This is a genomic window from Clostridium tetanomorphum (genome assembly GCF_017873215.1).
Taxonomy (GTDB): domain Bacteria; phylum Bacillota; class Clostridia; order Clostridiales; family Clostridiaceae; genus Clostridium_AO; species Clostridium_AO tetanomorphum.
This window is the reverse complement of the sequence record NZ_JAGGKA010000014.1, coordinates 99,549-125,130: the sequence shown is the minus strand read 5'-3', so window position 1 is coordinate 125,130 and position 25,582 is coordinate 99,549. Positions and strand designations below refer to the sequence as shown.

Annotated in this window: 25 protein-coding genes; all 25 read right to left on the bottom strand. The window is 29.2% G+C overall.

Annotated features, from left to right (window positions below):
- Window positions 1-203: 203 nt before the first annotated feature.
- The 25 genes from J2Z24_RS14125 to ispG all read right to left on the bottom strand — a co-directional run bounded on the left by J2Z24_RS14125 (window position 204) and on the right by ispG (window position 25,574).
- A complete protein-coding gene (locus tag J2Z24_RS14125) occupies window positions 204-560 on the bottom strand; it encodes an SMR family transporter (RefSeq protein WP_035148603.1) in 357 nt (118 codons plus the stop codon).
- Window positions 557-1,813: a glycosyltransferase family protein gene (locus tag J2Z24_RS14120; protein WP_111947505.1), complete on the bottom strand. Its 1,257-nt coding sequence runs from the start codon at window positions 1,811-1,813 to the stop codon at window positions 557-559. The genes J2Z24_RS14125 and J2Z24_RS14120 overlap by 4 nt, the downstream gene beginning before the upstream one ends.
- Before the next feature lie 14 nt (window positions 1,814-1,827).
- A complete protein-coding gene (locus tag J2Z24_RS14115; RefSeq protein ID WP_035148602.1) occupies window positions 1,828-2,688 on the bottom strand; it encodes a decaprenyl-phosphate phosphoribosyltransferase in 861 nt (286 codons plus the stop codon).
- A gap of 134 nt (window positions 2,689-2,822) precedes the next feature.
- Window positions 2,823-3,083 carry a stage V sporulation protein S gene (locus J2Z24_RS14110; protein ID WP_027623485.1) on the bottom strand — a complete coding sequence of 87 codons (261 nt, stop codon included), beginning with the start codon at window positions 3,081-3,083 and terminating at the stop codon, window positions 2,823-2,825.
- A gap of 137 nt (window positions 3,084-3,220) precedes the next feature.
- Window positions 3,221-4,753 (bottom strand): ribonuclease Y, encoded by a 1,533-nt coding sequence (gene rny / locus J2Z24_RS14105; RefSeq protein WP_372440089.1) that lies wholly within the window; start codon window positions 4,751-4,753, stop codon window positions 3,221-3,223.
- A gap of 188 nt (window positions 4,754-4,941) precedes the next feature.
- Window positions 4,942-6,000, bottom strand: a complete 1,059-nt coding sequence (gene recA / locus J2Z24_RS14100; RefSeq protein ID WP_035148599.1) for a recombinase RecA — start codon at window positions 5,998-6,000, stop codon at window positions 4,942-4,944.
- Window positions 6,001-6,184: 184 nt separating this feature from the next.
- Window positions 6,185-6,766: a CDP-diacylglycerol--glycerol-3-phosphate 3-phosphatidyltransferase gene (gene pgsA, locus J2Z24_RS14095; RefSeq protein ID WP_035148598.1), complete on the bottom strand. Its 582-nt coding sequence runs from the start codon at window positions 6,764-6,766 to the stop codon at window positions 6,185-6,187.
- Window positions 6,750-8,084, bottom strand: a complete 1,335-nt coding sequence (gene rimO / locus J2Z24_RS14090; protein WP_035148597.1) for a 30S ribosomal protein S12 methylthiotransferase RimO — start codon at window positions 8,082-8,084, stop codon at window positions 6,750-6,752. Before rimO ends, pgsA begins: the two co-directional genes overlap by 17 nt.
- Before the next feature lie 17 nt (window positions 8,085-8,101).
- Window positions 8,102-10,330, bottom strand: coding sequence for an FtsK/SpoIIIE family DNA translocase (locus tag J2Z24_RS14085; RefSeq protein ID WP_035148596.1), 2,229 nt, complete (start codon window positions 10,328-10,330; stop codon window positions 8,102-8,104).
- Window positions 10,331-10,419: 89 nt separating this feature from the next.
- Window positions 10,420-11,106, bottom strand: coding sequence for a ClpP family protease (locus J2Z24_RS14080; protein WP_035148594.1), 687 nt, complete (start codon window positions 11,104-11,106; stop codon window positions 10,420-10,422).
- 83 nt (window positions 11,107-11,189) lie between these two features.
- On the bottom strand, window positions 11,190-12,401 hold the full coding sequence (gene dapG, locus J2Z24_RS14075) for an aspartate kinase (protein WP_035148593.1): 1,212 nt from the start codon (window positions 12,399-12,401) through the stop codon (window positions 11,190-11,192).
- Between the two features lie 15 nt (window positions 12,402-12,416).
- Window positions 12,417-12,692 carry a YlmC/YmxH family sporulation protein gene (locus J2Z24_RS14070; protein WP_035148592.1) on the bottom strand — a complete coding sequence of 92 codons (276 nt, stop codon included), beginning with the start codon at window positions 12,690-12,692 and terminating at the stop codon, window positions 12,417-12,419.
- Between the two features lie 66 nt (window positions 12,693-12,758).
- The gene (locus tag J2Z24_RS14065; protein ID WP_035148590.1) at window positions 12,759-14,057 is read right to left on the bottom strand and encodes a M16 family metallopeptidase; all 1,299 of its coding nucleotides are present in this window, start codon (window positions 14,055-14,057) and stop codon (window positions 12,759-12,761) included.
- 72 nt (window positions 14,058-14,129) lie between these two features.
- Window positions 14,130-16,244, bottom strand: a complete 2,115-nt coding sequence (locus J2Z24_RS14060) for a polyribonucleotide nucleotidyltransferase (protein ID WP_035148589.1) — start codon at window positions 16,242-16,244, stop codon at window positions 14,130-14,132.
- A 123-nt stretch (window positions 16,245-16,367) separates the two neighbouring features.
- Entirely contained in the window at window positions 16,368-16,631 is a 264-nt protein-coding gene (gene rpsO, locus J2Z24_RS14055) for a 30S ribosomal protein S15 (RefSeq protein WP_035148588.1), read from the bottom strand.
- Between the two features lie 102 nt (window positions 16,632-16,733).
- Window positions 16,734-17,684, bottom strand: coding sequence for a bifunctional riboflavin kinase/FAD synthetase (locus J2Z24_RS14050; RefSeq protein WP_035148587.1), 951 nt, complete (start codon window positions 17,682-17,684; stop codon window positions 16,734-16,736).
- A gap of 11 nt (window positions 17,685-17,695) precedes the next feature.
- Window positions 17,696-18,562: a tRNA pseudouridine(55) synthase TruB gene (gene truB, locus J2Z24_RS14045; protein WP_035148586.1), complete on the bottom strand. Its 867-nt coding sequence runs from the start codon at window positions 18,560-18,562 to the stop codon at window positions 17,696-17,698.
- Entirely contained in the window at window positions 18,563-19,525 is a 963-nt protein-coding gene (locus tag J2Z24_RS14040) for a DHH family phosphoesterase (protein ID WP_035148585.1), read from the bottom strand.
- A complete protein-coding gene (gene rbfA / locus J2Z24_RS14035) occupies window positions 19,512-19,877 on the bottom strand; it encodes a 30S ribosome-binding factor RbfA (RefSeq protein ID WP_035148584.1) in 366 nt (121 codons plus the stop codon). The genes J2Z24_RS14040 and rbfA overlap by 14 nt, the downstream gene beginning before the upstream one ends.
- A 16-nt stretch (window positions 19,878-19,893) precedes the next feature.
- The gene (gene infB / locus J2Z24_RS14030) at window positions 19,894-21,975 is read right to left on the bottom strand and encodes a translation initiation factor IF-2 (RefSeq protein WP_035148583.1); all 2,082 of its coding nucleotides are present in this window, start codon (window positions 21,973-21,975) and stop codon (window positions 19,894-19,896) included.
- Between the two features lie 23 nt (window positions 21,976-21,998).
- Window positions 21,999-22,307 (bottom strand): ribosomal L7Ae/L30e/S12e/Gadd45 family protein, encoded by a 309-nt coding sequence (locus tag J2Z24_RS14025; protein WP_035148582.1) that lies wholly within the window; start codon window positions 22,305-22,307, stop codon window positions 21,999-22,001.
- Window positions 22,297-22,566 carry an RNase P modulator RnpM gene (gene rnpM / locus J2Z24_RS14020; protein WP_035148581.1) on the bottom strand — a complete coding sequence of 90 codons (270 nt, stop codon included), beginning with the start codon at window positions 22,564-22,566 and terminating at the stop codon, window positions 22,297-22,299. Before rnpM ends, J2Z24_RS14025 begins: the two co-directional genes overlap by 11 nt.
- 30 nt (window positions 22,567-22,596) lie before the next feature.
- Complete coding sequence (gene nusA, locus J2Z24_RS14015) at window positions 22,597-23,646, bottom strand: transcription termination factor NusA (protein WP_035148580.1); 1,050 nt, start codon at window positions 23,644-23,646, stop codon at window positions 22,597-22,599.
- 19 nt (window positions 23,647-23,665) lie between these two features.
- A complete protein-coding gene (gene rimP / locus J2Z24_RS14010) occupies window positions 23,666-24,127 on the bottom strand; it encodes a ribosome maturation factor RimP (protein ID WP_035148579.1) in 462 nt (153 codons plus the stop codon).
- A 397-nt stretch (window positions 24,128-24,524) separates the two neighbouring features.
- On the bottom strand, window positions 24,525-25,574 hold the full coding sequence (gene ispG / locus J2Z24_RS14005) for a flavodoxin-dependent (E)-4-hydroxy-3-methylbut-2-enyl-diphosphate synthase (protein ID WP_035148578.1): 1,050 nt from the start codon (window positions 25,572-25,574) through the stop codon (window positions 24,525-24,527).
- Between the last annotated feature and the right edge of the window lie 8 nt (window positions 25,575-25,582).

Genomic DNA, 25,582 nt, shown 5'->3' with positions numbered 1-25,582 from the left:
TTAGTAAGCCTTATATGTAATTTGTATTCCTCAGACCAAGATTTTGCCTTCGGCTTCCTTCAGATTCCACCTCACGGTGGACACCCTTGCCGTCAGCTAGTGGTTCCCAACAACGGACTTTCACCGTCAAGTTGTTGCCCATGCTGGGCACACAATAAAAAATCGTTAGACAGAATTTAAGTCCGTCTAACGATTTAGTATGTTTAGCTTCTTGCAACTAAAATGACTCCTAATATTATAAAAGCTATCCCTAATATTCTTAAAGGTGTTATATTTTCTTTAAATATGAAGTATGAAAATAACATTACAAGTACATAACCTAAACTTACCATTGGATATGCATAGCTTAATTCTACTTTACTTAGTACTTTAATCCATAATAAAAAACTTAATCCATAGGATATTATACCACTCATCACAGGTATATTCTTTAATATACTAACTAAACTGGAAACCAAATAACCAGATGAGAAATTTAAATTTAAATTTACCGCTCCTACTTTTACTAATATTTGTCCTAAAGCTCCTAGAAAAACTGATACTAATATTTGTACTATCATTGAAACAACTCCTTAATTTTTCTCATGCAATAAATGATAGAATTAGCCATGAAAAATGTTAACGGAAATGAATACCTAGCTTGTCCTTCTGTAATAAAGTAAACACATGTAAACATATAAAATATTACACAAGAATATAGCATGAATTTATCAATATTTTCTGTATTTCTTTTTATTAAGTTAATTAATATGTATATGCTATAAAGTAATATAAACACAATCCCTGGATAGAATACCACTTTTTTAGCCTTATCTGCTATTGAGTACATAATATTTTTTTGGCTATCATTTAATTCACTTTCATAAGTTGTATAATAAGAATCCCCTGCCGTTCCGTAAGTATTAACAAGTCTTAAAAAACCTAATTTTATAAAATGCTTTGGATTTTCCCTTATCCAATCTTTAGCTGCTTTGGATAACATTTTATTTTTCTTAGTCATATTAGCATTTATATATTCTCCTGTCTTTACTATTGAATTTTCTACATCTTCAGCTGGCATCCATCTTCCTACATTATTTTGTGAATTATTGTTTATATATAAAACTATTCCTCCATTATTAGATACAAAAGTTAACTCACCTGTTAATTTAGTATTTCTATAGCACCAAGGAACAATAACTACAATTGATACCACAAGTACAATAAAACTATTTTTTATCGCTTGTCCAATTCTTTTTGAAGTTATACTATCCACTAAGAAAACCGCAAAAAATATACATATAAAAAATGGTTTTATTATTGTATTAAGCCCTACTAATACTCCTATAATTACATACTTATATTTAGCACCACTTAAATATATATTTGTTACTAGCAATAGCATAGTTGAAAATATAATTTCTGTAGCTACCAAATTATTATAAAAAATATTTATAGGAAATAACACAAAAATTGTATATATAACTTTTTTGTTTAATTCATCAATTTCTAGCTTATTTAATATAGAATATACTAAATAATAACTTATAACTGTAAGTGATATGTTAAATATTTTAGCTACCAATGTACTGGCCCCAAATATTTTAAATAAAAGTCCTAATACAATAGGATAACCTACTGAAGTATATGTATCTCCCCAAGGTTTTCCTTGTGATATATCTACCGCTAGATTATAATAATATTCAAAATCAGAAAACAACTTTGGATTTACTCTACTACACCATACTATACTTAATATTAATCCTAATATCCCTATAAAAGAATAATATTTATAACTCTTTTTTTTAACTTTATAATTCATTTTTGTAAGCATAACCGCACCTCCGTCTATATTCTAAAATAAATAATTATTAAAACACTTACAATCCAAAGAAGTATATTAATTAAAAAAGGCATATCTTTTGTAAATATATCTTCTGGTTTTCCACCTATATTTTTTTTATACATTAAATATTGATATCTGAATATACCGTATAAAACAAAAGGTATAGTTATCATCATACTACGATTTTGCACAGAATTAAATGTGTATAAGCAATATGCCATCAATATGGACGGCGTAACAATAGTAAGCATACTATCAATAAACTCAATAGAATATTCTTTTAAAATTTTTCTATGATTAGCCCCTTTACTTTCCAAAGTTATTATTTCACTCTTCCTTTTATTTAAAGCTAAAAATAAAGACAGCAAAGTAGTGCATAATATAAGCCAAGGTGATATTGGAATATTTGTAGAAATACTTCCCGCCTCAACCCTTAGCACAAATCCAAAAGTAATAATCATAACATCTATAATAACTATATTTTTTAACTTAAATGAATATAGTACATTAATTAATAAATATGTAAATAGTATAATAAATAACTTTAAGTTATTTATAGAACCACCTATTACAACACCTAAAAGTATTATATCAAAAATAATAGCTAGATTCTTAGATATTCTCCCACTAGGTAATGGTCTGTTTTTCTTTTCAGGATGAATTTTATCCTTTTCAATATCAACTAAATCATTTAATATATAGACCGTAGAAGAAGTAATACAAAATAATATAAATGTTTTTACATTTATTAATAATAATGGTACCTCTACGAATCTACCCGAAAATATTAAAGCCGCAAAAACAAAGCTATTTTTTATCCATTGTTTAGGCCGCATAAGTTTAATTAAAGCTTTTAAGTCCAATATTATTCCTCCTCTTTAAAAGTCAACCTTTTTATAATAAAATTTAATTTTATCACAAGTTCTAATTTACCATATAATCAAAATAAATAAAAGGACTTGATGTGATTCAAGTCCTTTTTTTCAATATTATTTTACTATCTTGGTTGTACAATCAACTTGATAGCTGTTCTTTCTTCACCATCAATTTCTATGTCAGTAAATGCTGGTATGCACACTAAATCAATACCACTTGGGGCAACAAACCCTCTTGCAATTGCTACTGACTTTATTGCTTGATTTAATGCACCAGCACCTATTGCTTGTATTTCAGCGCCCCCCTTTTCTCTTAAAACTCCTGCTAATGCTCCTGCAACTTTATTTGGACTTGATTTTGCTGAAACTTTTAATACTTCCATAAATAAACCTCCTATAATTTAACTTTATTTGTTATTAGTACTATATAATAATATTCTACATATAATGAAAAAATCCTTTTAATTTTGTAAAATTTATAAATTTTACAAATTAAAAGGATTTTATTTTCTCTTTTTAATTATTTCGCATACTCTATTGCTCGAGTTTCTCTTATAAGATTAACTTTGATTTGACCAGGATATTCTAATTCATTTTCTATTTTCTTTACAATATTCCTTGACATTTCAACTAACCCAGCATCATCTATTTCTTCTGGTTTAACTATTATTCTAATTTCTCTACCCGCTTGAATGGCATATGACTTTTCTACGCCTTCATATGAATTTGCTATTTCTTCTAATTTCTCTAACCTCTTGATATATGCTTCTAAAGTTTCTCTTCTAGCACCTGGCCTTGCAGCTGAAATAGCATCAGCAGCCTGCACCAATATTCCTTCAAGAGATTGCGATTCCACATCACCATGATGAGCAGCTATTGCATTTACTATTATGGCAGATTCATGGTATTTTTTAGCTACCTCTGCGCCAATTAAAGCATGAGGACCTTCTACCTCATGATCTACCGCTTTACCTATATCGTGAAGTAAACCAGCTCTTTTTGCCAAAGTAGGATCTATGCCCAATTCGGAAGCCATCAGACCAGCTAAATATGAAACTTCTATGGAATGTTTCAAAATATTCTGTCCATAACTAGTTCTATATTTTAGTCTTCCTAACAACCTAACTAACTCAGAATGAAGTCCATGAACACCAGTTTCGAAAGTTGCTTGTTCTCCCTCTTCCCTAATGTCATTTTCAACCTCTTTTTTAGCTTTTTCTACCATTTCTTCAATTCTAGCAGGATGTATACGTCCATCTACTATAAGTTTTTCCAACGCAATTCTAGCTACTTCTCTTCTTATAGGGTCAAAGCCTGAAAGAATAACTGCTTCTGGAGTATCATCAATAATTAAATCTACACCAGTTAAAGTTTCGAGAGTTCTAATATTTCTTCCCTCTCTACCAATTATACGCCCTTTCATTTCATCATTTGGAAGATTTACTACATATACAGTTGTTTCTGCAACATGATCTGCAGCACACCTTTGAATGGCGTATGTAATTATTTCTCTAGCCTTTTTATCGGCTTCTTCTTTAGCTTTAGCTTCAACCTCTTTAATCATTACAGCAGTTTCATGCTTAATTTCCTTACTAACTTCCTCTAATAATATGTCCTTAGCCTGTTCAGAAGTTAAACCTGATAATCTTTGTAATTCATCTCTTTGTTTATCATACAATTCTTGAATACTTGCCTCTAACTCAGTAAGTTCCTGTTGTTTTTTTGTTAAATTTTCTTCTCTTTTTTCTAACACATCACTTTTCTTATCAAGTGACTCTTCTCTTTGAATTAATCTTCTTTCTAAACGTTGAATTTCATTTCTTCTATCTCTTGACTCCTTTTCGAAGTCATTTCTGAATCTATGAACCTCTTCTTTAGCTTCGAGTATAGCTTCTTTTTTCTTAGACTCAGCTTCTTTTTCAGCTTTATCAACTATTTTTCGTGCTTCTTCTTCTGCATTAGATATTTTAGCTGCCGATACATTTTTTCTTATATAAAAGTCTATATATATTGCTATGGCAGCTACTACTGCAGTAATTACTATATAATATATTGGTTTCACATGAACACCTCCTTTGCTCTTTTTTTACCAAAAATCTATTAATAGTAAATATAAAAGCATAGAAAGGTGTCATATTATTCAAATGGATGATTTCGCTAAACCAGATTTTGTATTTATTTTATATTAATTTTATCATTATGTCAAGTTGTATATCTTCTTTATTATGCACCACTTTATTATTATTTATTTTCATTATCCTTTTTTTGCGATTTATTCTCTCCATTTTTTGGTTCTTCATTTTGTACCATAATTGGTAAGTTATGTTTTTTTCTTATAGAATTTTCTATTTCTATAAGTAACTCTGGATTTTCTTTTAAAAATTGTTTAGCATTTTCTCTTCCTTGCCCTAGTCTAATGTCTTTATATGAGAACCAAGCTCCACTCTTTTGAACAAGTTCCTCTTTAACACCTAAATCTAATACATCACCAGTTCTTGAAATACCTTCATTGTACATTATATCAAATTCAGCATTTTTAAATGGAGGTGCTACTTTATTTTTTGTTATTTTAGCTCTAGTTCTATTACCTAATATATCTTCTCCTTGCTTTATTGAATCAATTCTACGTACATCTATTCTAACACTAGAATAAAATTTTAATGCTCTTCCTCCAGGAGTAGTTTCAGGATTGCCAAACATAATCCCTACCTTTTCTCTTAACTGATTTATAAATATAGCTACACATTTTGATTTATTTATAGACCCTGCCAACTTCCTTAATGCTTGTGACATAAGTCTTGCTTGCAATCCCACATGAGAATCTCCCATTTCACCTTCTATTTCTGCTCTAGGTACAAGTGCCGCTACAGAGTCTACTACTATTACATCAATAGCATTAGATCTTACAAGAGCTTCTGCTATCTCTAACCCCTGCTCTCCAGTATCAGGCTGGGATACAATAAGATCATCAATATCAACACCTAATCTCTTTGCATATGTTGGATCTAATGCGTGTTCAGCATCAACAAAAGCTGCTGATCCTCCCATTTTTTGTGCTTCCGCTACTATATGAAGTGCTACAGTTGTTTTACCCGAGGATTCTGGACCATATATTTCGATAATTCTACCACGGGGCACTCCTCCTATTCCTAATGCAATATCCATTCCTAGACAACCTGTAGAGATAGCATCTATATTTAATACACTGTGCTCTCCTAATTTCATTATAGAACCTTTTCCAAATTGTTTTTCAATCTGCCCCATGGCAGCTTCTATAGCTTTTAATTTATCATTATTCATAATATTTTCCCTAAAGGGTTCACCATCCTTTCATTTTTCGAACATTTGTTCTATTATATTATACAATACTTTCTATATTCGGTCAACTTATAGAACGTTTAATTCTATAAATAAAGTTCCTATTAAAATAGGAACTTTATTTATCTAGAATTATATACATAATTACTATTTTTAAACATTTTAATTATTTTTCTGTGTTAATAGCTTCTTTATTTTTAATAAAATAATCTAGCCCTGAAACTATTGTAATTATAACTGCAGCAGCCATGGTTACTTTTGCTATTACATTTATATAGCTATAAGGTATAAACATCATAGTTGAAGTTTTATCTAGATTACTTATATTTAAAGTTATTAAAGACATTACTATTGCTATTATTTGAGTAACAGTTTTAGCTTTTCCCCAACCACTAGCAGCAATAACAATTCCCTCTGCAGCAGCAACAGCACGAAGACCTGTTACAGCAAACTCTCTAGCTATAATTATCATAGCTACCCATGTAGAAATTACTTGTAGCTCTACTAATGATACTAATGCTGCAGTTACAAGTAATTTATCAGCTAAAGGGTCCATAAATTTTCCAAATCTAGTAACTTGATTTCTACTTCTTGCTATGTATCCATCTAATTTATCTGTTAAGGCAGCTAAAATAAATATAATTGTAGCAACTTCCTTCCCATAGGGTATGCCTTTTACTGCAATAAATACTAAAAAAATAGGTACTAAGAAAATTCTTATTATTGTTAGCTTATTTGCAAGATTCATAATACACAACTCCTATTAAATCATATTCTGAGCAGCTCTCAATTTTCACTGAAACTATTTCACCTATATTTAATATTTTATCACATTTAAAATAAATTGCACCATCAATTTCAGGAGCCATTTCATAATTTCTACCAATATAGTACTCTCCGTCAAAGCTATCCACTATTACTTCGTATATTTTACCAACCTTTAAATTATTTATTTTTTTAGATATACGTTGTTGTAACTCCATCAATTCTTTTTGTCTTATTTCTTTTATTTTATCTTCAATTTGATTTTCCATAATGGCTGCTGGAGTATTTTCTTCTTGAGAATATTTAAATACACCTAACTTCTCAAAATTAATTTCTTTAACAAAATCTTTTAATTCATTAAAATTATTTTCACTTTCCCCAGGGAATCCAACTATTATAGAAGTTCTTAAAGCAATATTAGGAATTCTTTGTCTTAACTTATTTATAGTATGTATAATTTGTTCCTTTCTCCCTCTTCTTCCCATAGTTTTTAATACATCATTACTAATATGTTGAATAGGCATATCTAAATATTTACACACTTTAGAATTACAAGCCATTTCTTCTATAAGTTCATCTTCCATTTCTTCAGGATAACAATATAAAACCCTAATCCATTCTATACCATTTATTTTAGAAATATCAGCAAGAAGCTTATGAATCATTTTTTTTCCGTATAAATCTATTCCATATCTAGTAGTATCTTGTGCTACTAATATAATTTCCTTAACTCCATTTTCAGCTAAAGTTTTAGCTTCGTTTAATATGTTTTCTATTTTTCTACTTCTATATTTACCTCTTATACGTGGTATTACACAATAAGTGCAAAAATTGTCACAACCTTCACCAATTCTTAAATAAGCATAATGATTAAGAGTAGTTAGTACTCTCTCTCCTTCGTTTACTCCCTTATCACTGTAATTACAGTAAAAAAGTTTTTCTTTATCTTCAATAACCTTTTTTACCGCTTCTTCTAATTTATCATAGTCATTAACTCCTATCATAACATCCACCTCTGGAAGTAATTCCTGAAGTTCTTTCCCATATCTTTGACTTAAACAGCCAGTAACAATAAGAACCTTACAATTCCTTTGTTTATATTTTGTCATTTCTAAGATAGTATCTATTGATTCTTGTTTTGCATCTTCTATAAAACCACAGGTATTAACTATTATTACATCCGCTTCACTTGGATCACTAGTTATTGTATTATTTTTGCTAATTTTACCTATCATTATTTCTGAATCTATTCTATTTTTATCACACCCTAAACTTACTAATCCAAACTTTAACTTATTCATACGTAATCCTCCTCAAATTATACATCTTCCTTATTTATAAGAACTTGTCTTGGTTTACTACCATCTTTCCCAGAAATTATCCCTCTCTCTTCTAATTGCTCTATAATTCTAGCTGCTCTATTATACCCAATTCTAAGCCTTCTTTGCAATAGGGAAGTTGAAGCTTGATCCATTTGAATTACTATTTTAATAGCTTCTTCTAATAATTCATCCTTCTCTTCTTCATTTACTTCAGTAGATGTATTTATTTCCTCTATTATACTATTTTCATATTCTACTTGACCTTGCTCACTTTTTATAAATTCTACTACTTTTTCTACTTCTTCTTCTGAAATAAAAGCTCCTTGAATTCTCATTGGCTTTGCTTCCCCAGTGGGATAAAAAAGCATATCTCCTTTTCCAAGTAACTTTTCTGCTCCTGACATATCAAGTATTGTTCTAGAATCAATTTGACTAGATACAGCAAAAGATATTCTAGAAGGAATATTTGCTTTTATTACTCCTGTAATTACATCTACAGATGGTCTTTGAGTAGCAATTACTAAATGCATGCCAGCTGCTCTTGCCATTTGAGCTAATCTTCCTATATAATCCTCTATATCATTAGGACAAACCATCATTAAATCTGCAAGCTCATCAATAATAATAACTACTAAAGGAAGTTTGTCTTCAATTCTTCCTTTTTCATATAATTCATTATAGCTTTCTACATTTCTTACATTATTTTCAGCAAAGAGTTTATATCTCCTTGTCATTTCATTTACCGCCCAATTTAATGCTCCAGCAGCTTTTTTAGGATCTGTTACTACAGGTATTAAAAGATGTGGAATGCCATTATATATATTAAGTTCTACAACTTTAGGATCTACCATTAAAAGCTTTACATTTTCCGGAGAATATTTGTATAATAAACTAATTATAAGAGTATTTATACAAACACTTTTTCCTGATCCAGTAGCACCTGCTATAAGAAGATGTGGCATTTTAGCTAAATCCCATACCATACAATTACCCCCTATATCTTTTCCTATAGCAAAGGCTATATTTTTATTAAAATTAGAAAATTGATCTGATTCTAATACTTCTCTTAAAAATACAGGAGTTAGATCCTTGTTTGGTACTTCTATACCTACAGCGGACTTTCCAGGTATTGGAGCTTCTATTCTTACTCCAGAAGCTGCTAAACTTAATGCAATATCATCTGCTAAGTTTACAATTTTACTTACCTTTACTCCAGCATTAGGTTGAAGTTCAAATCTAGTTACAGAAGGTCCTTTAGTAACCTGAATAACTTTAGCCTCTACTCCAAAACTAGATAAAGTTTCTTCTAGTTTATTTGCATTATTTAGCAATTCTTTTTTGTCTTCTTTATTCAATTTACATCCTATGTTTGGATTTAATAATGCTAATGAAGGGAACTTGTATTCAACACTTACATTACTAGTACCTTTAATAATTTCTTTTTCTAGCTCTTCATTTATATCTCTCTTTTCTTCTTCTTTAATATTTTTGTTTTTTGTATTCTCGCTACTAAGTTGTACTTCTATATTAGGAATTTCTTCCTCTTTTTCTAAAGTTGAAGTTTTAAGAAAATCTATAATTTTTATTTTATTATTTCTCTTAGATTCTTCACTTTCATTACTATCATAAGCCACTAATTCTTTACTATCTATTTCATCATACTGTATTATATCCTTTTTACTTAATCTTAAATTCCTTTGTAATTTATATTTTTCTATTAAAGTATATAATGATATTTGACTAATTAGAATAAAAGAAATTATATAAAGGGCAATAAAAATAACAAAAGATCCTAGCTTACCAAAAAGTTTATATAAAGGTAAATCTATTAAATAACATATTATACCACCATGTAATATAGAATCAGTATTATATATTGATTTAATACCTTCAAATATAGTTTGGTTACTATCTCTTATAGCTATGTCACCCATTTGAATACATAATAAAGTATTTACTAATAAAATCACTATTCCATAAAACTTTTTATTAAAATTAATTTTACCTTTTTTCACTATAAAACATGCTCCAATGAAAATAATAAGAAATGGGAAAATAAATGCTCCTAATCCAAAGGTAGCAATAAGTATTTTTTTTATAATTTTACCTATTATACCAGAATCTAATGGTGAAAATACACTTATAAGCATCAATACTCCAAATGTTATTGAAATTATTCCCTTTATATCATTATCACCATTACTTTTTGCTTTCTTTCTTCCCATAAACTGTCACCTCCTTTTTAGTATTTCTATACATTATTTTAATTATCCTTCTAAAGCTTGTCTATACAAAAATTAACCATAGGATATACCTATGGTTGGGTCGTTTTCCCTTTATCTTTAATTAGACTATTTAATTTAGCCAGTGCATCCTTTATGCCTCCAACTTCGTCTATAAGTCCACATTCAACCGCTTGATCTCCTATTAGTATTGTTCCCATATCATTTAGAAGATCATTTGTTTGGATCATCATATTTTGTAATTCTTCTCTTTTAATTTTAGAGGTTCTAATAATAAATTCTAATATTCTCTCCTGCATCTTATTAAAATATTCAAAAGTTTGTGGTACTCCTATTACAAGTCCATTCATTCTTATAGGATGGACTATCATAGTAGCAGATGGAGAAATAAATGAATAATCTGCTGCTGTTGCAAGAGGAACTCCTATAGAATGTCCTCCACCTATAACCAAAGATACAGTAGGTTTGCTAAGGCTTTTTATCATTTCAGCTATAGCAAGACCTGCCTCTACATCTCCTCCAACAGTATTTAATATTACAAGTATTCCTTCTACAGAATCATTCATCTCTATATTCACAAGTTGAGGAATTACATGCTCATATTTAGTACTTTTAGTTTGAGGTGTTCCAGCCATATGTCCTTCTATTTGACCTATAATAGGAAGTACATATATTTTTTCATCTGATTTAGGAATGTTCGTAACACCTAAATCTTTTATATTCTTTAAATTATTATCTCCCTTATTCTCATTACACATAATCTTGCCTCCTAGCACAAATTTATCCCATTTATTTTCACTTCATTTTATTTTGTGCATAAGAAAAAAGATTATACTATTTATTATTTTTTAACTTCTCCTAGATTAAATCCTTTGTGTAATGCATTTATGGCTTTCTCTGTATGTTGTTCTTCTACTAAACACCAGATTGTTGTATGAGAATCTGCAGTTTGAAGCACCTTAATTTTCTCTAAATTTAAACAATGTAATATTTTTGCCATTACACCAGGTATACCTCTTATTCTACTACCTATAATAGCAATTTTACTACAATTATCTATATGAGAGAAATTTAAATTTAGATTTCTCATTATATTATTAAATTTATCAAAATCCTTTTTATCTATTGTAAATATACTTTCTTCCGGGAATACATTTATTAAATCTATGCTTATTAAGTTATCTGCTAATATATTTAATAATGTATTATAATGAAGATTTTCTTTATTTTCATTTTCTTGTACTTTTATTTGAACTCTATTTGACATATGAGTTATACCAGTTACTATATTGTCAACATCAACATCCCCTAAATTATTAATTATAGTACCTTTGCAATTACTTAAAGTATTTTTTATAACTAAAGGTATATTTGCTTTCATAGCTATTTCAACAGCTCTAGGATGGATAACTTTAGCTCCTTGATCTGCAAACTGGAAAACTTCATTGTAGCTTATTTCTTCTATTAAACAAGCATCAGATACAATTCTAGGGTCCGCTGTCATTATACCATCTACATCTGTATATATTTCTACTTGATGAGCCTTTAATGCTACTCCAAGTAAAGATGCTGTTACATCACTTCCGCCTCTGCCTATTGTTGTTATATAACCATTCTTACTTATTCCTTGAAATCCAGCTACTACAGGAATTTTACCTTCATTTAGTATATGAAATATTCTATCAGGGTCTAAACTTTCTATTGATGCATTATTATAATTATCATTTGTTATTATACCAGCCTGTCCCCCAGTCATAGGAACAGCTTCCACTCCTTTTTCTAAAAGCTCTCCTGTCATTACTACAGTACTAATTATTTCTCCACAGCTCATAAGCAAATCTATAGAAAGTGGATTTTTTTCTTTAAGTTCTTTATTTACTAAAGATAGTAAAGTATCTGTTGCATAAGGTTCTCCTTTTCGTCCCATAGCTGACACAACTACTACTGGAGAGTATCCTTGTTGTTTAGCATTAATCACTTTTTCTATAACCATTTGTCTTCTTTTTGCTGTAGATACAGATGTACCTCCAAATTTTTGAACTAAAATTTTCATACTATCCCTCCATAACTATACACGGGTTTTTTTCATGAATTTTTCTTCTACATCTATTATTATAGTTCTTGACCCAATTTTTTTAACATACTCCCAAGGAATTTCAATAAATTCATTCTTGCTAAAAAAACTAAATTTCATTTTAGGGTCTGTTAATATAAGCAATTTAAAATTGCCCTCTTCATCAATTATAATATCATTATTAGATAAATAGTTGTATTTATCTCCATCATTAATATTAATTATTTCATACTTTTCCATATCACTATATAATTTAATATCCTCTTCCACTATAATACCTCCTTAATATATTTCATAAGATAATATGAAACATATTAAGGATTTATTACTAATACATTATATTAGTGTTGTCTTAGAATTGTTAAAAGGAACCGTATGTTTTTCCATTAATATTTTTACTAAATTTAAGTCAATTTGTTCTCCTACATAAGCAGAATTAATTATTCCTTTTTTAAATGTATTATCCATAGCTTTTTTTATTTTTTCTTCATTAATATTATCTATTTTTTTTATTGTATCTTCCGGTTTATTAATTCTATTTAAGAATAAAACAGATCTTCCATTACTGAACATTCTGCTACTAGTACTCTCTAACCCTAAAATATAGTTTCCTTTTAATTGTTCTTTACCTTTTAAAATCCTTTCATAGGAAATATTGGATTTTGAAAATTTAATAAGTTCATCTTGTATTAGCTGAATTACTTCTATTGCATATTTAGAATTTAATCCTGTATAAATACTAACCACACCTGTATTATTAAATGAACTCAAATAAGAATATATAGAATAACATCTTCCTTTTTCTTCTCTTATTTTCTGAAATAATATTGAAGATGCCCCTCCTCCTAAAATATTATTTAAAAGTAAAAGAGAATAAACATCTTCACTACCTAATTCTACTCCATACAATCCTAAGCTCATATGCAATTGCTCTATGCTTTTCTTTTTAAATAAGTGATTATCTAATATTTGTGGCTTAGTATAATTAGTTATTTCCTTATGTGTAATGTGCCAATTTCCAAAATATTTTTCTATTAAATTTACTATTTTATCAATACTAAACTTTCCAGCTATTGATAAAACACAATTTTCAGGTATATAATGAGAATATACATAATCTATAATATGTTGTCTATCAAATGAAGTTATTGTATCTTCAGTTCCAAGTATAGGTAATGCTATCGATTCTTCTCCCCATATAGCTTTACTATGTACATCCATAAGTACATCTTCTGGTGAATCCTCACTCATATTGATTTCTTCTATTATTACACCTTTTTCTTTTTCTATATCTTCATCTGAAAACTTACTATTAAATAGCATATCAGATAAAACATCTAAAGCTAATTCTAAATGACTATCTAAAATCTTTACATAGTAACAGGTAGCCTCTTTACCTGTAAAAGCATTAATTTGCCCTCCTACATCCTCGATACATTCTGCTATTTCTTTTGAATTCCTATTATAGGTTCCTTTAAAAAGCATGTGCTCTATAAAATGGGATATTCCATTATTTTCCCTGTTTTCATTTCTAGACCCATTTTTAACCCATAATCCTACACTCACAGAATTAACATAGTCTATTTCTTCTAAAGCTATTTTTAACCCATTGTTTAGTTTTACTACATTATACATTATGCTCCTCCCATATAGTATAATAAATACTTATTTAAAAAATAAAAAGGCACAAAGCCCTTCTATTTAATATCATTTATTATTTTGATCTTCTTTATCTTCTGGTTTTTTAATGGCATCTTTTCTTGAAAGATTAATTCTTCCTTGTTCATCTATATCTGTAACTTTTACCAATATTTCATCACCCATAGATACTATATCTTCTACTTTATTTACTCTTGTAAAGTCAAGTTTAGATATATGAACTAATCCTTCTTTGCCAGGTAATATTTCAACAAAAGCACCAAAGTTAGTTATTCTTGTAACCTTTCCTAAGTAGATTTCCCCTACTTCAACCTCTTTTGTTAAATCATATATTATCTTTAATGCTCTATCAGCTCCAACACTATCGTTAGACATGATATAAATTTTTCCATCTTCTTTTATGTCAATTTTTACACCTGTTTCAGCTATAATTTTATTTATAGTCTTACCGCCGGCTCCTATAACATCTCTTATTTTGTCTGGATCAATGCTCATAGTATAAACTCTTGGAGCATATGGTGAAAGTTCTTCCCTATGTTTAGGAATACATTCTTTTATTTTATCTAATATAAATAAACGTGCCTTTTTTGCTCTTTCTAAAGTAGTTTTTATACAGTTATTAGATAGTCCATGAATTTTAGTATCAACCTGAATAGCAGTTATTCCTTCAGAAGTTCCTGCTACTTTGAAATCCATATCTCCAAAGAAGTCTTCAATACCTTGAATATCTGTTAAAACTTCTTCTTCTGATAAATCCTCACTAGTTACAAGTCCCATAGCTATTCCTGCAGCTGGTCTTTTAATTGGGACACCTGCATCAAGCAATGCTAAAGTACTTCCACAAACACTAGCTTGTGATGTAGACCCATTTGAACTTAAAACTTCAGATACAAGTCTTATTGTATATGGAAATACATCCTCTGACGGAATCAATGGTTCTAAAGCTTTTTCTGCTAAAGCACCATGACCAATTTCTCTTCTACCTGGTCCTCTAAGTGGTCTTACTTCTCCAGTACTATAGGATGGGAAATTATAGTGGTGCATATATCTTTTAAATTCTTCGTCTCCAATACCATCTAATATTTGAACATCACCTAATGGTCCAATTGTTGCTACTGTCATTACTTGAGTTAATCCTCTTGAAAACAGTCCTGTTCCATGAGTTCTTGGAAGCAAACCTACTTCACAACTTATACTTCTTATTTCTTCAAAGCCTCTTCCGTCAGGTCTTCTGTTTTCTTTAAGGATCATATTTCTTACTATTTCTTTTTGTGTCTTATAAACTACTTCCCCTATATCAGAAACATTATCTGGATATTTCTCTTCAAATTCTTCTTTTATTTTTTCTTTCACTACATCCATAGCAGTGTTTCTTTCATCTTTATCTGTAATGTACATAGCTTCTTTTATCATATCAAATGAGAAATCTTTTACTTCTTTTTCTATGTTTTCATCTACTTTGTATAGTACTGGTTCTACTTTTTCTTTGCCAAATTTTTTCATTGCCTCTTCTTGGAATTGAACTATTTTTTGGCATTCATCAAAAGCAAAAGTTATAGCATTATACATTATATCCTCATCTACTTCTTGTGCACCTGCTTCTATCATCATAACTCTATCTTTAGTAGCACAAACTGTAAGATTTAGTTCTGTATTCTCTCTTTCAGCTTTTGTAGGATTAACTATGAATTTTCCGTCAATTAGTCCTACAGAAACAGTTGCTACTGGAATTGTAAATGGAATACTAGATAAACATAATGCCATAGAAGCACCATTCATAGCTAAAATATCTGGCAGATTATCTTGATCTACAGATAAAACTGTACAAACTATTTGCACATCATTCCTATATCCTTTCGGAAATAGCGGTCTTAATGGTCTATCTATTGCTCTTGCATGAAGTATTGCTTTTTCTGAAGGTTTACCCTCTCTTTTTATAAATCCTCCTGGTATTTTTCCAACGGAATATAACCTTTCTTCATATTCAACACTTAACGGAAAAAAGTCTATCCCCTCTCTTGGTTCCTTAGATGCATTTGCATTTACTAATACTACTGTATCTCCATAACTTACAAGTATTGCTGAATCTGAAAGCGCACCAACTTTTCCACATTCTACTTTAAGTGTTCTACCTGCTACAGTAGTTTCAAGTATATGACTCATAATTTACCTCCCTTCAAACTATACATTATTATTATCCTAATTTTTATATTTTTTTATACAAACATATAGTTAAGCTAATTTCAAAATAATAGAGCGGTCAAAGCCGCTCTAGTATCTTTTTTATTACTTTCTTAAACCTAATTCTTTAATGATTGCACGGTATCTTTCAATATCTTTCTTCTGTAAGTAATTTAAAAGACCTCTTCTTTTACCAACCATCATTAAAAGACCTCTTCTTGAATGGAAGTCTTTCTTATGAACTTTTAAATGATCATTTAAATGATTGATTCTTTCTGTTAATAGTGCAATCTGAACTTCTGGAGAACCAGTATCTCCTTCATGTCTTGCATGTTTAGTTAAAATTTCATTTTTTAATGCCTTATCCATTTCTATACACCTCCGATTGTTATATCCCCTTAGTCCAAGAATACCGACGGCAACACAGCAATCTTAGATTAAGGTTCACGAACTTAATTATAACAAAGAACCTTACAGTTGTAAATTATTTTTTATAATTAATTCTAAATTTTGCTTTTCTACATAATCTTTGTCTTTTTTTATTCTTTTACCTAATTCATCAATAGAATTAAACTTTTTTTCATCTCTTATTCTATCTATAAAATACAATCTTATTTTTTCATCATATATTTCTTTATCAAAATTAATTATATGTGTCTCTATACTTAATTTTTTGTCTTTTACTGTAGGATTATATCCTACATTAGTTACCCCTTTAAAATAAGTATTATTATACTCAACTATGGTAAAATACACTCCACCTCTTGGTATAATAAATTCTTTATTATAGTCTAGATTTATAGTAGGAAATCCTATAATTCTTCCTAATTGCTTTCCATGTATAACTGTTCCTGAAAGAGAAAATGGTCTAGTTAGCATACTATTTGCTTTTTTTATATCTCCATTATCTCCAATTATATGTCTTATATGAGAACTAGATACAATTTCATTTTTATACTTTACTGGCCTTACAATAAATAGCTGAAAATCATATTTTCTACTTAGCTCTTTTAACAATTCTACATCTCCTAAATTTTTATATCCAAATCTATAATTAAATCCTACTATAATACCTTTTACATTATACTTCTTTACAATATTAAAGACAAATTCTTCAGGAGAAAGCTTCATGAATTGTTTATCAAAATCAACAAGTCTAAATATATCTAACCCTTTTTTCTGTAAAACATCAATCTTTGTTTCTTTATCCATTAAAAGCTTCGGCATAATTTCTTTATTAATAATAGATAAAGGATGGTTTTTAAATGTATAAATCATACTTTTTCCATTATTTTTATGAGCAAGCTGTATAGCTTTGTTTACTAGCTTCATATGTCCCAAATGTAATCCATCAAAGCTTCCCAATGCAACATAAGTATTACACTGAAGTTTATAATTTCTTTCCTCTTCAATTATATCCATATTTATTACTCCTATACAAGTAACTTCAAAATTTTAAATCCTTTTTCTTCTCTTCTACCTAAACCTATGAATTTATCTTCTAAGTATACTCTAAATATAATATCTTTTTCTATATCTTTAATAATATATTTATTATTTATAGTAACTCCATTTAAAAGAAGTTTTTCATATCTTTTATCCATTTTTAATGAATCATATTTAGTTAGAGCTTGGTCTATAGGAATTAAATGCTGTCCAAAATTATCTTTATTTAAATTCTCTATATTAACAGAATCTTCAATATTGAAAATACCAGTTTTGGTTCTTTCTAAAGACCACATAGTTCCACCTACTCCTAGCTTTTGTCCAATATCATAACAAAGACTTCTTATGTAAGTGCCTTTTGAACATTCCACTTTAAAAGTTACAAAAGGCACATTTATATCTAATATTTCTATGGAATATATATTGATTTTTCTACTTTTCCTCTCTATTTCTATTCCTTCTCTAGCTAATTCATAAAGTCTTTTACCATTCACTTTAAGAGCTGAATACATAGGAGGTATTTGGTCTATTTCTCCTTTAAAGGATTTAATACACTCTACAACTTTTTCTTCACCTATATCTACTAACTTTTCTTCTAATATGCTTCCTTCCCTATCATATGTATCAGTAATTATGCCAAGTTTCATAGTAGCAACATATATTTTATTTTCATTCATAATGTAATCTACTATCTTAGTTGCATTACCTACACATATAGGCAGCACACCAGTCGCCATAGGATCTAATGTACCAGTATGGCCAACCTTCTTTGTATTACATTGTTTCTTAATTTTTCTTACCACATCGAAAGAAGTCATACCTGAAGGTTTATATATATTTAACACACCATTCATTTATATCAACTCTTTTTTTATTAGTTCTAACACAATATTTTTTACTTCTTCTAGTGATTTACCTTTTATAGAAGCTCCTGCTGCTCTTATATGTCCTCCACCACCAAGAGTTTCTGCAATTTTTCTAACATCTACTTTTGATTTAGATCTTAAACTTAACTTTATTTCTTCATCTTTTTCTTTTAATAACATTGTTACTTCTACGGTTTTTATGCTATTACCAAAGGATACTACATCTGAAGTATCTGTACCTGACTCTATGTTTAATTCTGCAAATATCTCCTGTGGTATTTTCATTACACATATTTTATTATTAATTAATTCCATGTTATTAAATACTACACCATATAATTTAAATCTATTGAATTCTTTGTTATCAAATACTTTTCTATGTATATCACTAAAGTCAATACCAGTATTTATCAAATCTCCTGCTATACTATGAGTAATAGATGTTACATTTGAATGTCTAAAAGAACCTGTATCTGTTAAAATTGATGTATATAAACAAGAAGCTATATCTTTGTCAACATTTACTCCTAGTGATCTTAACATTTGATATACAATTTCCCCCATACATGAAGCATTCGTATCTACAAAGTTTAAATCTCCATATAATCCATTAGATATATGATGGTCTATATTTATAAAAGTATATTTTTTATTGTCTAAATCTATATTTGCATTTACTCTTTCATAGTTTCCGCAGTCTAAAACAATTACACAATCCGTTCCATCTTTGACTTCTGAGTTTTCTCCATTTATTTCTTCACTACATGGCAAAAACTTAAAATTTTCTGGAATATTTTCTTTACATATGATATATGCTTTTTTGTCAAGTTTTCTAATTCCTTGTAAAAGTCCTAATGAGCTACCTATAGAATCTCCATCTGGGGAAGTATGGAAAGTTATTGCTATATTTTCACTTTTCTTTATAACCTCCAATATTTTATTCATTATCATGGCTTTCTCTCTCCTTTATTTCGGCAAGTAGTGCATCTATGTGCATACCATGTTCTATAGTTTCATCTAATTCTATTATTATTTCTGGCGTATATCTTAGATTTATTCTATGACCAATTTCTCTTCTTATAAATCCACTAGAACTTTTTAAAGCACTTAAAGTATCATTTTTTACTTGTTTATCTCCAAAAATACTTACATATACTTTAGCATATCTTAAATCTTTTGTAACATCTACTTTGGTTACACTAACCATTCCACTCATTCTTGGATCTTTAATATCTTCACGAATTATACTTGATACTTCTTTTTTTACTTCTTCGTTTATTCTTCCAGATCTATATTTAGCCATATAAATTCACTCCTAATCATAGCTTATCTTTTTTTATTTCTTCCATAGTATAAGCTTCTATTATATCTCCTTCTTTAAGGTCATTAAATTTCTCAACCATAAGTCCACATTCATAACCTGTTGCAACTTCTTTAGCATCATCTTTAAATCTCTTTAAGGATGATAATTCAGATTCATTTATAACTATTCCGTCTCTTATAATCCTTACGCTTGAATTTCTTGTGATCTTTCCATTTAAAACATAACAGCCTGCTACAGTTCCTACATTGGAAATCTTATAAGTTCGTCTAACTTCTACTCTTCCTAACACTACTTCTTTATAATCAGGCTCAAGCATACCTAACATAGCTGATTTTATATCTTCTATAGCAGTATATATAACTCTATAAGTTTTAATATCTACATTTTCTTTATCCGCAGCAGCTATAGCATTAGAATCTGGTCTTACATTGAATCCTATTATAATTGCATTAGATGCATTGGCTAGAGTAACATCTGTTTCTGTGATTGCTCCTACAGCTCCATGTATAACTCTAACTTTTATCTCATCAGTTGAAAGTTTTTCAAAGGACTGTCTTACTGCTTCTATAGAACCTTGAACATCTGCCTTTACAATTATGTTCAACTCTTTTATTTTTCCTTCTTTTATCTGATTATATAAATCTTCTAAAGATACTTTATGAGTTGATTGTAAATATTCACTCCTAGCTTTTTCTTTTCTCTTTTCTGCCATATCCCTAGCAGTTTTTTCATCTTTAACAACATGAAATCTATCTCCTGCTGCTGGTACTTCTGATAGTCCTAATATCTCTACTGGTATAGATGGTCCTGCTGATTTTATCTTCTTTCCTTTATCATCAAACATAGCTCTTATTCTTCCATAAGTAGTACCAACTATTATAGAATCACCAGCATGTAAAGTACCATTTTGTATAAGTAATGAGGCTACAGCTCCTCTTCCTTTGTCAAGCTTTGCTTCTATTACCGTTCCTTTTGCATTTCTATTAGGATTTGCTTTAAGTTCTTCCATTTCTGCTGTTAAAAGAACCATTTCTAATAAAGAGTCTAATCCTTCCCTTGTATGTGCAGACACTGGTACAGTTATTGTATCTCCACCCCAGTCTTCTGCAAGTAATCCTTTCTCTGATAACTGCTGTTTTACTCTATCAGGATTAGCACCTGGTCTATCCATTTTATTTATTGCAACTATTATTGGAACATTTGCTGCTTTACAGTGATTTATTGCTTCTTCTGTTTGAGGCATTATTCCATCATCTGCAGCTACAACTAATATAACTATATCTGTTATTTGAGCACCTCTTGCTCTCATTGCTGTAAAAGCTTCATGTCCTGGAGTATCTAAGAAAGTTATTTTTTCTCCATTTATATTTACAGTATAAGCACCAATATGCTGAGTTATACCACCTGCTTCAGAAGCTGCAACTTTTGATTGTTTTATAGCATCCAATAAAGAAGTTTTACCATGATCAACATGCCCCATAACAGTTACTACTGCTGGTCTTTTTTTCTTTCCTTCTTCATCATCTTCGTCTTCTTGTTCTATGGCTTCTAATTCTAAATTTTGTTCTTTTAATACTACTAAAGCACCTAATTTTTCACCTAATTTTTCTGCAGTTTCAAAGTCAATTTCTTGATTTACCGCTGCCATAACTCCCATAAATATAAGTTCTTTTATTACTTCTGTATAAGGTTTTTCTAGCTTATCTGCAAACTCTTTAACAGTTATAGTATCATTCATTTCTATTATAATTTCTTCTTTAGTATCTTTTATTACATTTTCATTTGTTTTTTCATCACTCAAAATCTCTTTACCTCTTCTATTCTTCTTTTTTGTTTTTATCTTTTCTTCTTCCAATTCAGAATATTCTTCTTCTATATCATTTTCTGAATTACTAATATCAGAAGCTTTTTTATTATCTTCTGAAAATAGTTCGTTTATTAATTGAGCATCCTCTTCTTCAATAACACTCATATGATTTTTTACTTCTATGCCAAACTCATCTCTTAATAAATTTATTAGTTCTTTGCTGGATATTCCTAATTCCTTTGCTAATTCATATACTCTAATTTTTGACAAAACATTCACCCCCGAGACTAATTTTATTTTTTATCTTCCCATAGTTCTAGCAACTTTTCAGCCATGGACATATCTGATACTCCAACTATATTTATTCTATCCCTTCCTAATATTTGACATAAATCTTCTCCATTGCACTCACTAATAACAGGAATATTTCTGTTAAGGGCCATTCTACTAAACTTTTCTTTTGTATTTTGTGAAGCTTCTTTTGATACAATAACTAAATAGCATTTGTCTTTTCTTAAAGCTTCTTCGCATTTGTTGTATCCTTCTATACATTTCCCAGCTTTTTTCACTATACCTAGAAAAGAAATAAATTTATTTTTCACTATCTATCTCTTCCTTCAATTTGTTATAGATTTCTTCACTTATAGTGGTTTCCAAATTTCTCTCTAATTTTTTACTTTTAAAGGCTTTTTGAAGACAACCTGTACTTTTGCAAATATATGCACCTCTACCAGGCTTTTTACCAGTTAAATCTATAGAAACTTCTCCTTCTTTGTTTTTAACAACTCTTATAAGCTCTCTTTTAGGTCTCATTTCCATACATCCAGTGCACATTCTTTCAGGTATTTTTTTTACTTTCATAAAATAACCACCTTCCTTCTTTAGCCTTGATTATTCATTAACTTGAGATGAACTTTTTATGTCAATTTTCCAACCTGTAAGCTTTGCTGCAAGTCTTACATTTTGACCTTCTTTACCTATAGCTAATGAAAGTTGATTATCTTCTACCACTACTTTTGCTGATTTATTATCTTCATCTACATCAACATCTAATACCTTAGCTGGACTTAATGCATTAGCAATGTATTCATCTGGAAGCTTACTCCACTTTATTATATCAATTTTTTCATTTTTAAGCTCATTTACTATATTTTGAACTCTTATACCTTTTGGACCAACACATGCTCCCATAGGATCAACATTATCTTCATTAGAATGTACAGCTATTTTTGTTCTAGATCCAGCTTCTCTAGCTATGCTTTTTATTTCTACAATACCATTATATATTTCTGGCACTTCTAATTCAAATAATCTCTTAACCAAGCCTGGATGAGTTCTTGATACTACCACCTGAGCTCCTTTAGTAGTATTCTTCACTTCAACTATATATAATTTTAATTTTTCATTGAAATTATAACTTTCCCCTAACATTTGTTCATTTGGTCCAAGTACAGCTTCAATTTTTCCTAAATCAACAAATACATTAGCTTTGTCTTTTCTTATAACTGTTCCAGTTATTATATCACATTCTTTTTCACTGAATTCATTATATACAAGTCTTCTTTCCTCTTCTTTTATTCTTTGAATAACTACCTGTTTTGCAGCTTGAGCAGCTACTCTTCCAAACTTTTTAGGAGTTACTTCAATGTTTACTACCTCTCCTAGTTCATATCTTGGATCTATTTCTTTAGCATCATCAAGTGATATATCATTCAATTCATCCAAAACTTCGTCAACTACTGTTTTTCTAGAATAAACATTTATTTCTCCAGTTTCTCTATTCATATTTACTATTACATTTTGATTTGTAGCTCCTTGTTTTGCATAGTTTTTCTTATATGCCGCAACTAAAGCGTCTTCTATAGTATTAAATATTAAATCTTCACAAATTCCTTTTTCTTTAACTATTTCTCTTAGTGCTTCTACAAACTCCTCGTTCATTTTCTTACTAAACCTCCTTTTAAAATTCTACTTTTAATTTAATTTTTTGAATTTTTTCTCTTGGAATAACTATTTCTTTTCCTTCGCTCTCAATTTTTATACAAGCACTGTCAAAGTATTTTAGTGTTCCTTCATATTTTTTATTTCCATTAAGTAAGGATGAAAGTTTTATTGATACCTCTGAATTTAAATTTTTCTCTAAATGTTTATCATTATATAATTCTCTATCTATTCCAGGAGATGATACTTCCAAATAATAGCTTTCTTCTATTGGATCAACTTCATCTAGCATATCACTAATGGTTCTACTAACTTTTTCACAATCTTCAAGCCCTATTCCTTTTTCAGTATCTATATATATTCTTAAATAATTTTCTCCACTTTCCTTAACAAATTCTAAATGATATAATTCATAATTTAATTTATTAACTATAGGTTCTATTAAAGTATTTAGTTCTTTGATTAAATTTTCTTTGTTCATAGCAATCCCTCCTTATTTATTATTTTGTGGTAAATTACAAATTACATACGATATTAATTTAAAAACGCAACATAAGTTGCGTTTTATACAAATAGAAAGAGCGGGCCTTCACCCACTCTTCTCCGTCAAAATAATTATCGGTAATCTTACTAGTTCCCATTGTATCATAACGTATAGGTTATTTCAAGGAAAAGTTAACATTATATTTACAGCATAACTAATTATTATAAATTAAATAAAGATAATTGATTAGTTTCCGGCAATGCTTTAGAACATCCATGATTTTCTAAAAGCTTCTGATTTATATAAATCTACTTTTAAAATTTTATACCTCTTTTATATATTTCATAGCTTATTTTAAGTAACATCTTTAACTGAGTATCTATTAACATTCACTTTACATGTTTTCTATTTCTTTTAATAATTCTTGTAACAAGTTCTCTTCCTTAACTTTTTTAACTATTTTTCCTTTTTTAAATATAAGCCCTTCACCTTTTCCACCGGCAATTCCTATGTCTGCTTCTCTTGCTTCCCCAGGGCCATTGACAATACACCCCATAACTGCTACTTTAATATTTTTTTCAACACCTTCTAACCTCTTTTCCACTTCTTTAGCAATTTCTATAAGATTAATCTGTGTTCTTCCACAAGTTGGACAAGATATAAATTCTACCCCTCCGTTTAAAAGCCCTAAAGCTTTTAGTATCTCTCTTCCAGTTTTTATTTCTTCTATAGGATCTCCTGTAAGTGATACTCTTATAGTATCTCCAATACCTTCTGATAAAAGAGTTCCTATTCCAATACTTGATTTTATTGTTCCTCTCCATAAAGTTCCTGCTTCTGTTACACCAAGATGTAATGGATACTCTACTTGTTTTGAAATTAATCTATAGCTATCAATCATTTGCATAACATTAGATGACTTTATAGATATAACAATATCTGAAAAATTAACTTCTTCTAATATCCTTACATGTTGCATAGCACTTTCTACTAAAGCTTCTGGGCATACTTTTCCATATTTTTTTAGGAGTTCTTTATCCAAAGAACCTGAATTTACTCCAATCCTTATAGGAATATTTTTTTCTTTTGCTCTTTCTGCTACTTCTCTTACACGATTAATATTTCCAATATTACCAGGATTAATTCTAAGAGCAGCTACTCCATTTTCTATAGATTGTAATGCCAATCTATAATCAAAATGAATATCTGCAACTAAAGGTACATCTATTCTACTTACTATATGTTTTATTGCTTTAGCTGCCTCTTCATCTGGCACTGCACATCTTACTATATGACAGCCAGCTTTCTCTAAAGCCTTTATTTGTTCTACTGTTTTATCTACATTTCTAGTATCTGTATTAGTCATCGATTGAACAGATATAGGGGAGTCTCCTCCTACATATAAATTTCCAACCTTAATCTTTTTGGTTTTTATCCTTTCCATGCTTATCA

Excerpts from the sequence above, each read along its gene's own strand:
- J2Z24_RS14040 (WP_035148585.1), bottom strand. The coding sequence starts at position 19,525 with ATGATAATGAATAAAATATTGGAGGTTATAAAGAAAAGTGAAAATATA.
- nusA (WP_035148580.1), bottom strand. The coding sequence starts at position 23,646 with ATGAACGAGGAGTTTGTAGAAGCACTAAGAGAAATAGTTAAAGAAAAA.
- J2Z24_RS14085 (WP_035148596.1), bottom strand. The coding sequence starts at position 10,330 with ATGGGAAGAAAGAAAGCAAAAAGTAATGGTGATAATGATATAAAGGGA.
- rpsO (WP_035148588.1), bottom strand. The coding sequence starts at position 16,631 with ATGGATAAGGCATTAAAAAATGAAATTTTAACTAAACATGCAAGACAT.
- recA (WP_035148599.1), bottom strand. The coding sequence starts at position 6,000 with ATGAATAATGATAAATTAAAAGCTATAGAAGCTGCCATGGGGCAGATT.
- truB (WP_035148586.1), bottom strand. The coding sequence starts at position 18,562 with ATGAATGGTGTGTTAAATATATATAAACCTTCAGGTATGACTTCTTTC.
- rbfA (WP_035148584.1), bottom strand. The coding sequence starts at position 19,877 with ATGGCTAAATATAGATCTGGAAGAATAAACGAAGAAGTAAAAAAAGAA.
- J2Z24_RS14065 (WP_035148590.1), bottom strand. The coding sequence starts at position 14,057 with ATGTATAATGTAGTAAAACTAAACAATGGGTTAAAAATAGCTTTAGAA.
- rimP (WP_035148579.1), bottom strand. The coding sequence starts at position 24,127 with ATGAACAAAGAAAATTTAATCAAAGAACTAAATACTTTAATAGAACCT.
- dapG (WP_035148593.1), bottom strand. The coding sequence starts at position 12,401 with ATGAAAATTTTAGTTCAAAAATTTGGAGGTACATCTGTATCTACAGCA.
- J2Z24_RS14080 (WP_035148594.1), bottom strand. The coding sequence starts at position 11,106 with ATGTGTAATGAGAATAAGGGAGATAATAATTTAAAGAATATAAAAGAT.
- J2Z24_RS14060 (WP_035148589.1), bottom strand. The coding sequence starts at position 16,244 with ATGAGTCATATACTTGAAACTACTGTAGCAGGTAGAACACTTAAAGTA.
- rimO (WP_035148597.1), bottom strand. The coding sequence starts at position 8,084 with ATGAATAAGTTAAAGTTTGGATTAGTAAGTTTAGGGTGTGATAAAAAT.
- pgsA (WP_035148598.1), bottom strand. The coding sequence starts at position 6,766 with ATGAATCTTGCAAATAAGCTAACAATAATAAGAATTTTCTTAGTACCT.
- rnpM (WP_035148581.1), bottom strand. The coding sequence starts at position 22,566 with ATGAAAGTAAAAAAAATACCTGAAAGAATGTGCACTGGATGTATGGAA.
- J2Z24_RS14110 (WP_027623485.1), bottom strand. The coding sequence starts at position 3,083 with ATGGAAGTATTAAAAGTTTCAGCAAAATCAAGTCCAAATAAAGTTGCA.
- ispG (WP_035148578.1), bottom strand. The coding sequence starts at position 25,574 with ATGGAAAGGATAAAAACCAAAAAGATTAAGGTTGGAAATTTATATGTA.
- J2Z24_RS14125 (WP_035148603.1), bottom strand. The coding sequence starts at position 560 with ATGATAGTACAAATATTAGTATCAGTTTTTCTAGGAGCTTTAGGACAA.
- J2Z24_RS14120 (WP_111947505.1), bottom strand. The coding sequence starts at position 1,813 with ATGCTTACAAAAATGAATTATAAAGTTAAAAAAAAGAGTTATAAATAT.
- J2Z24_RS14050 (WP_035148587.1), bottom strand. The coding sequence starts at position 17,684 with ATGGATATAATTGAAGAGGAAAGAAATTATAAACTTCAGTGTAATACT.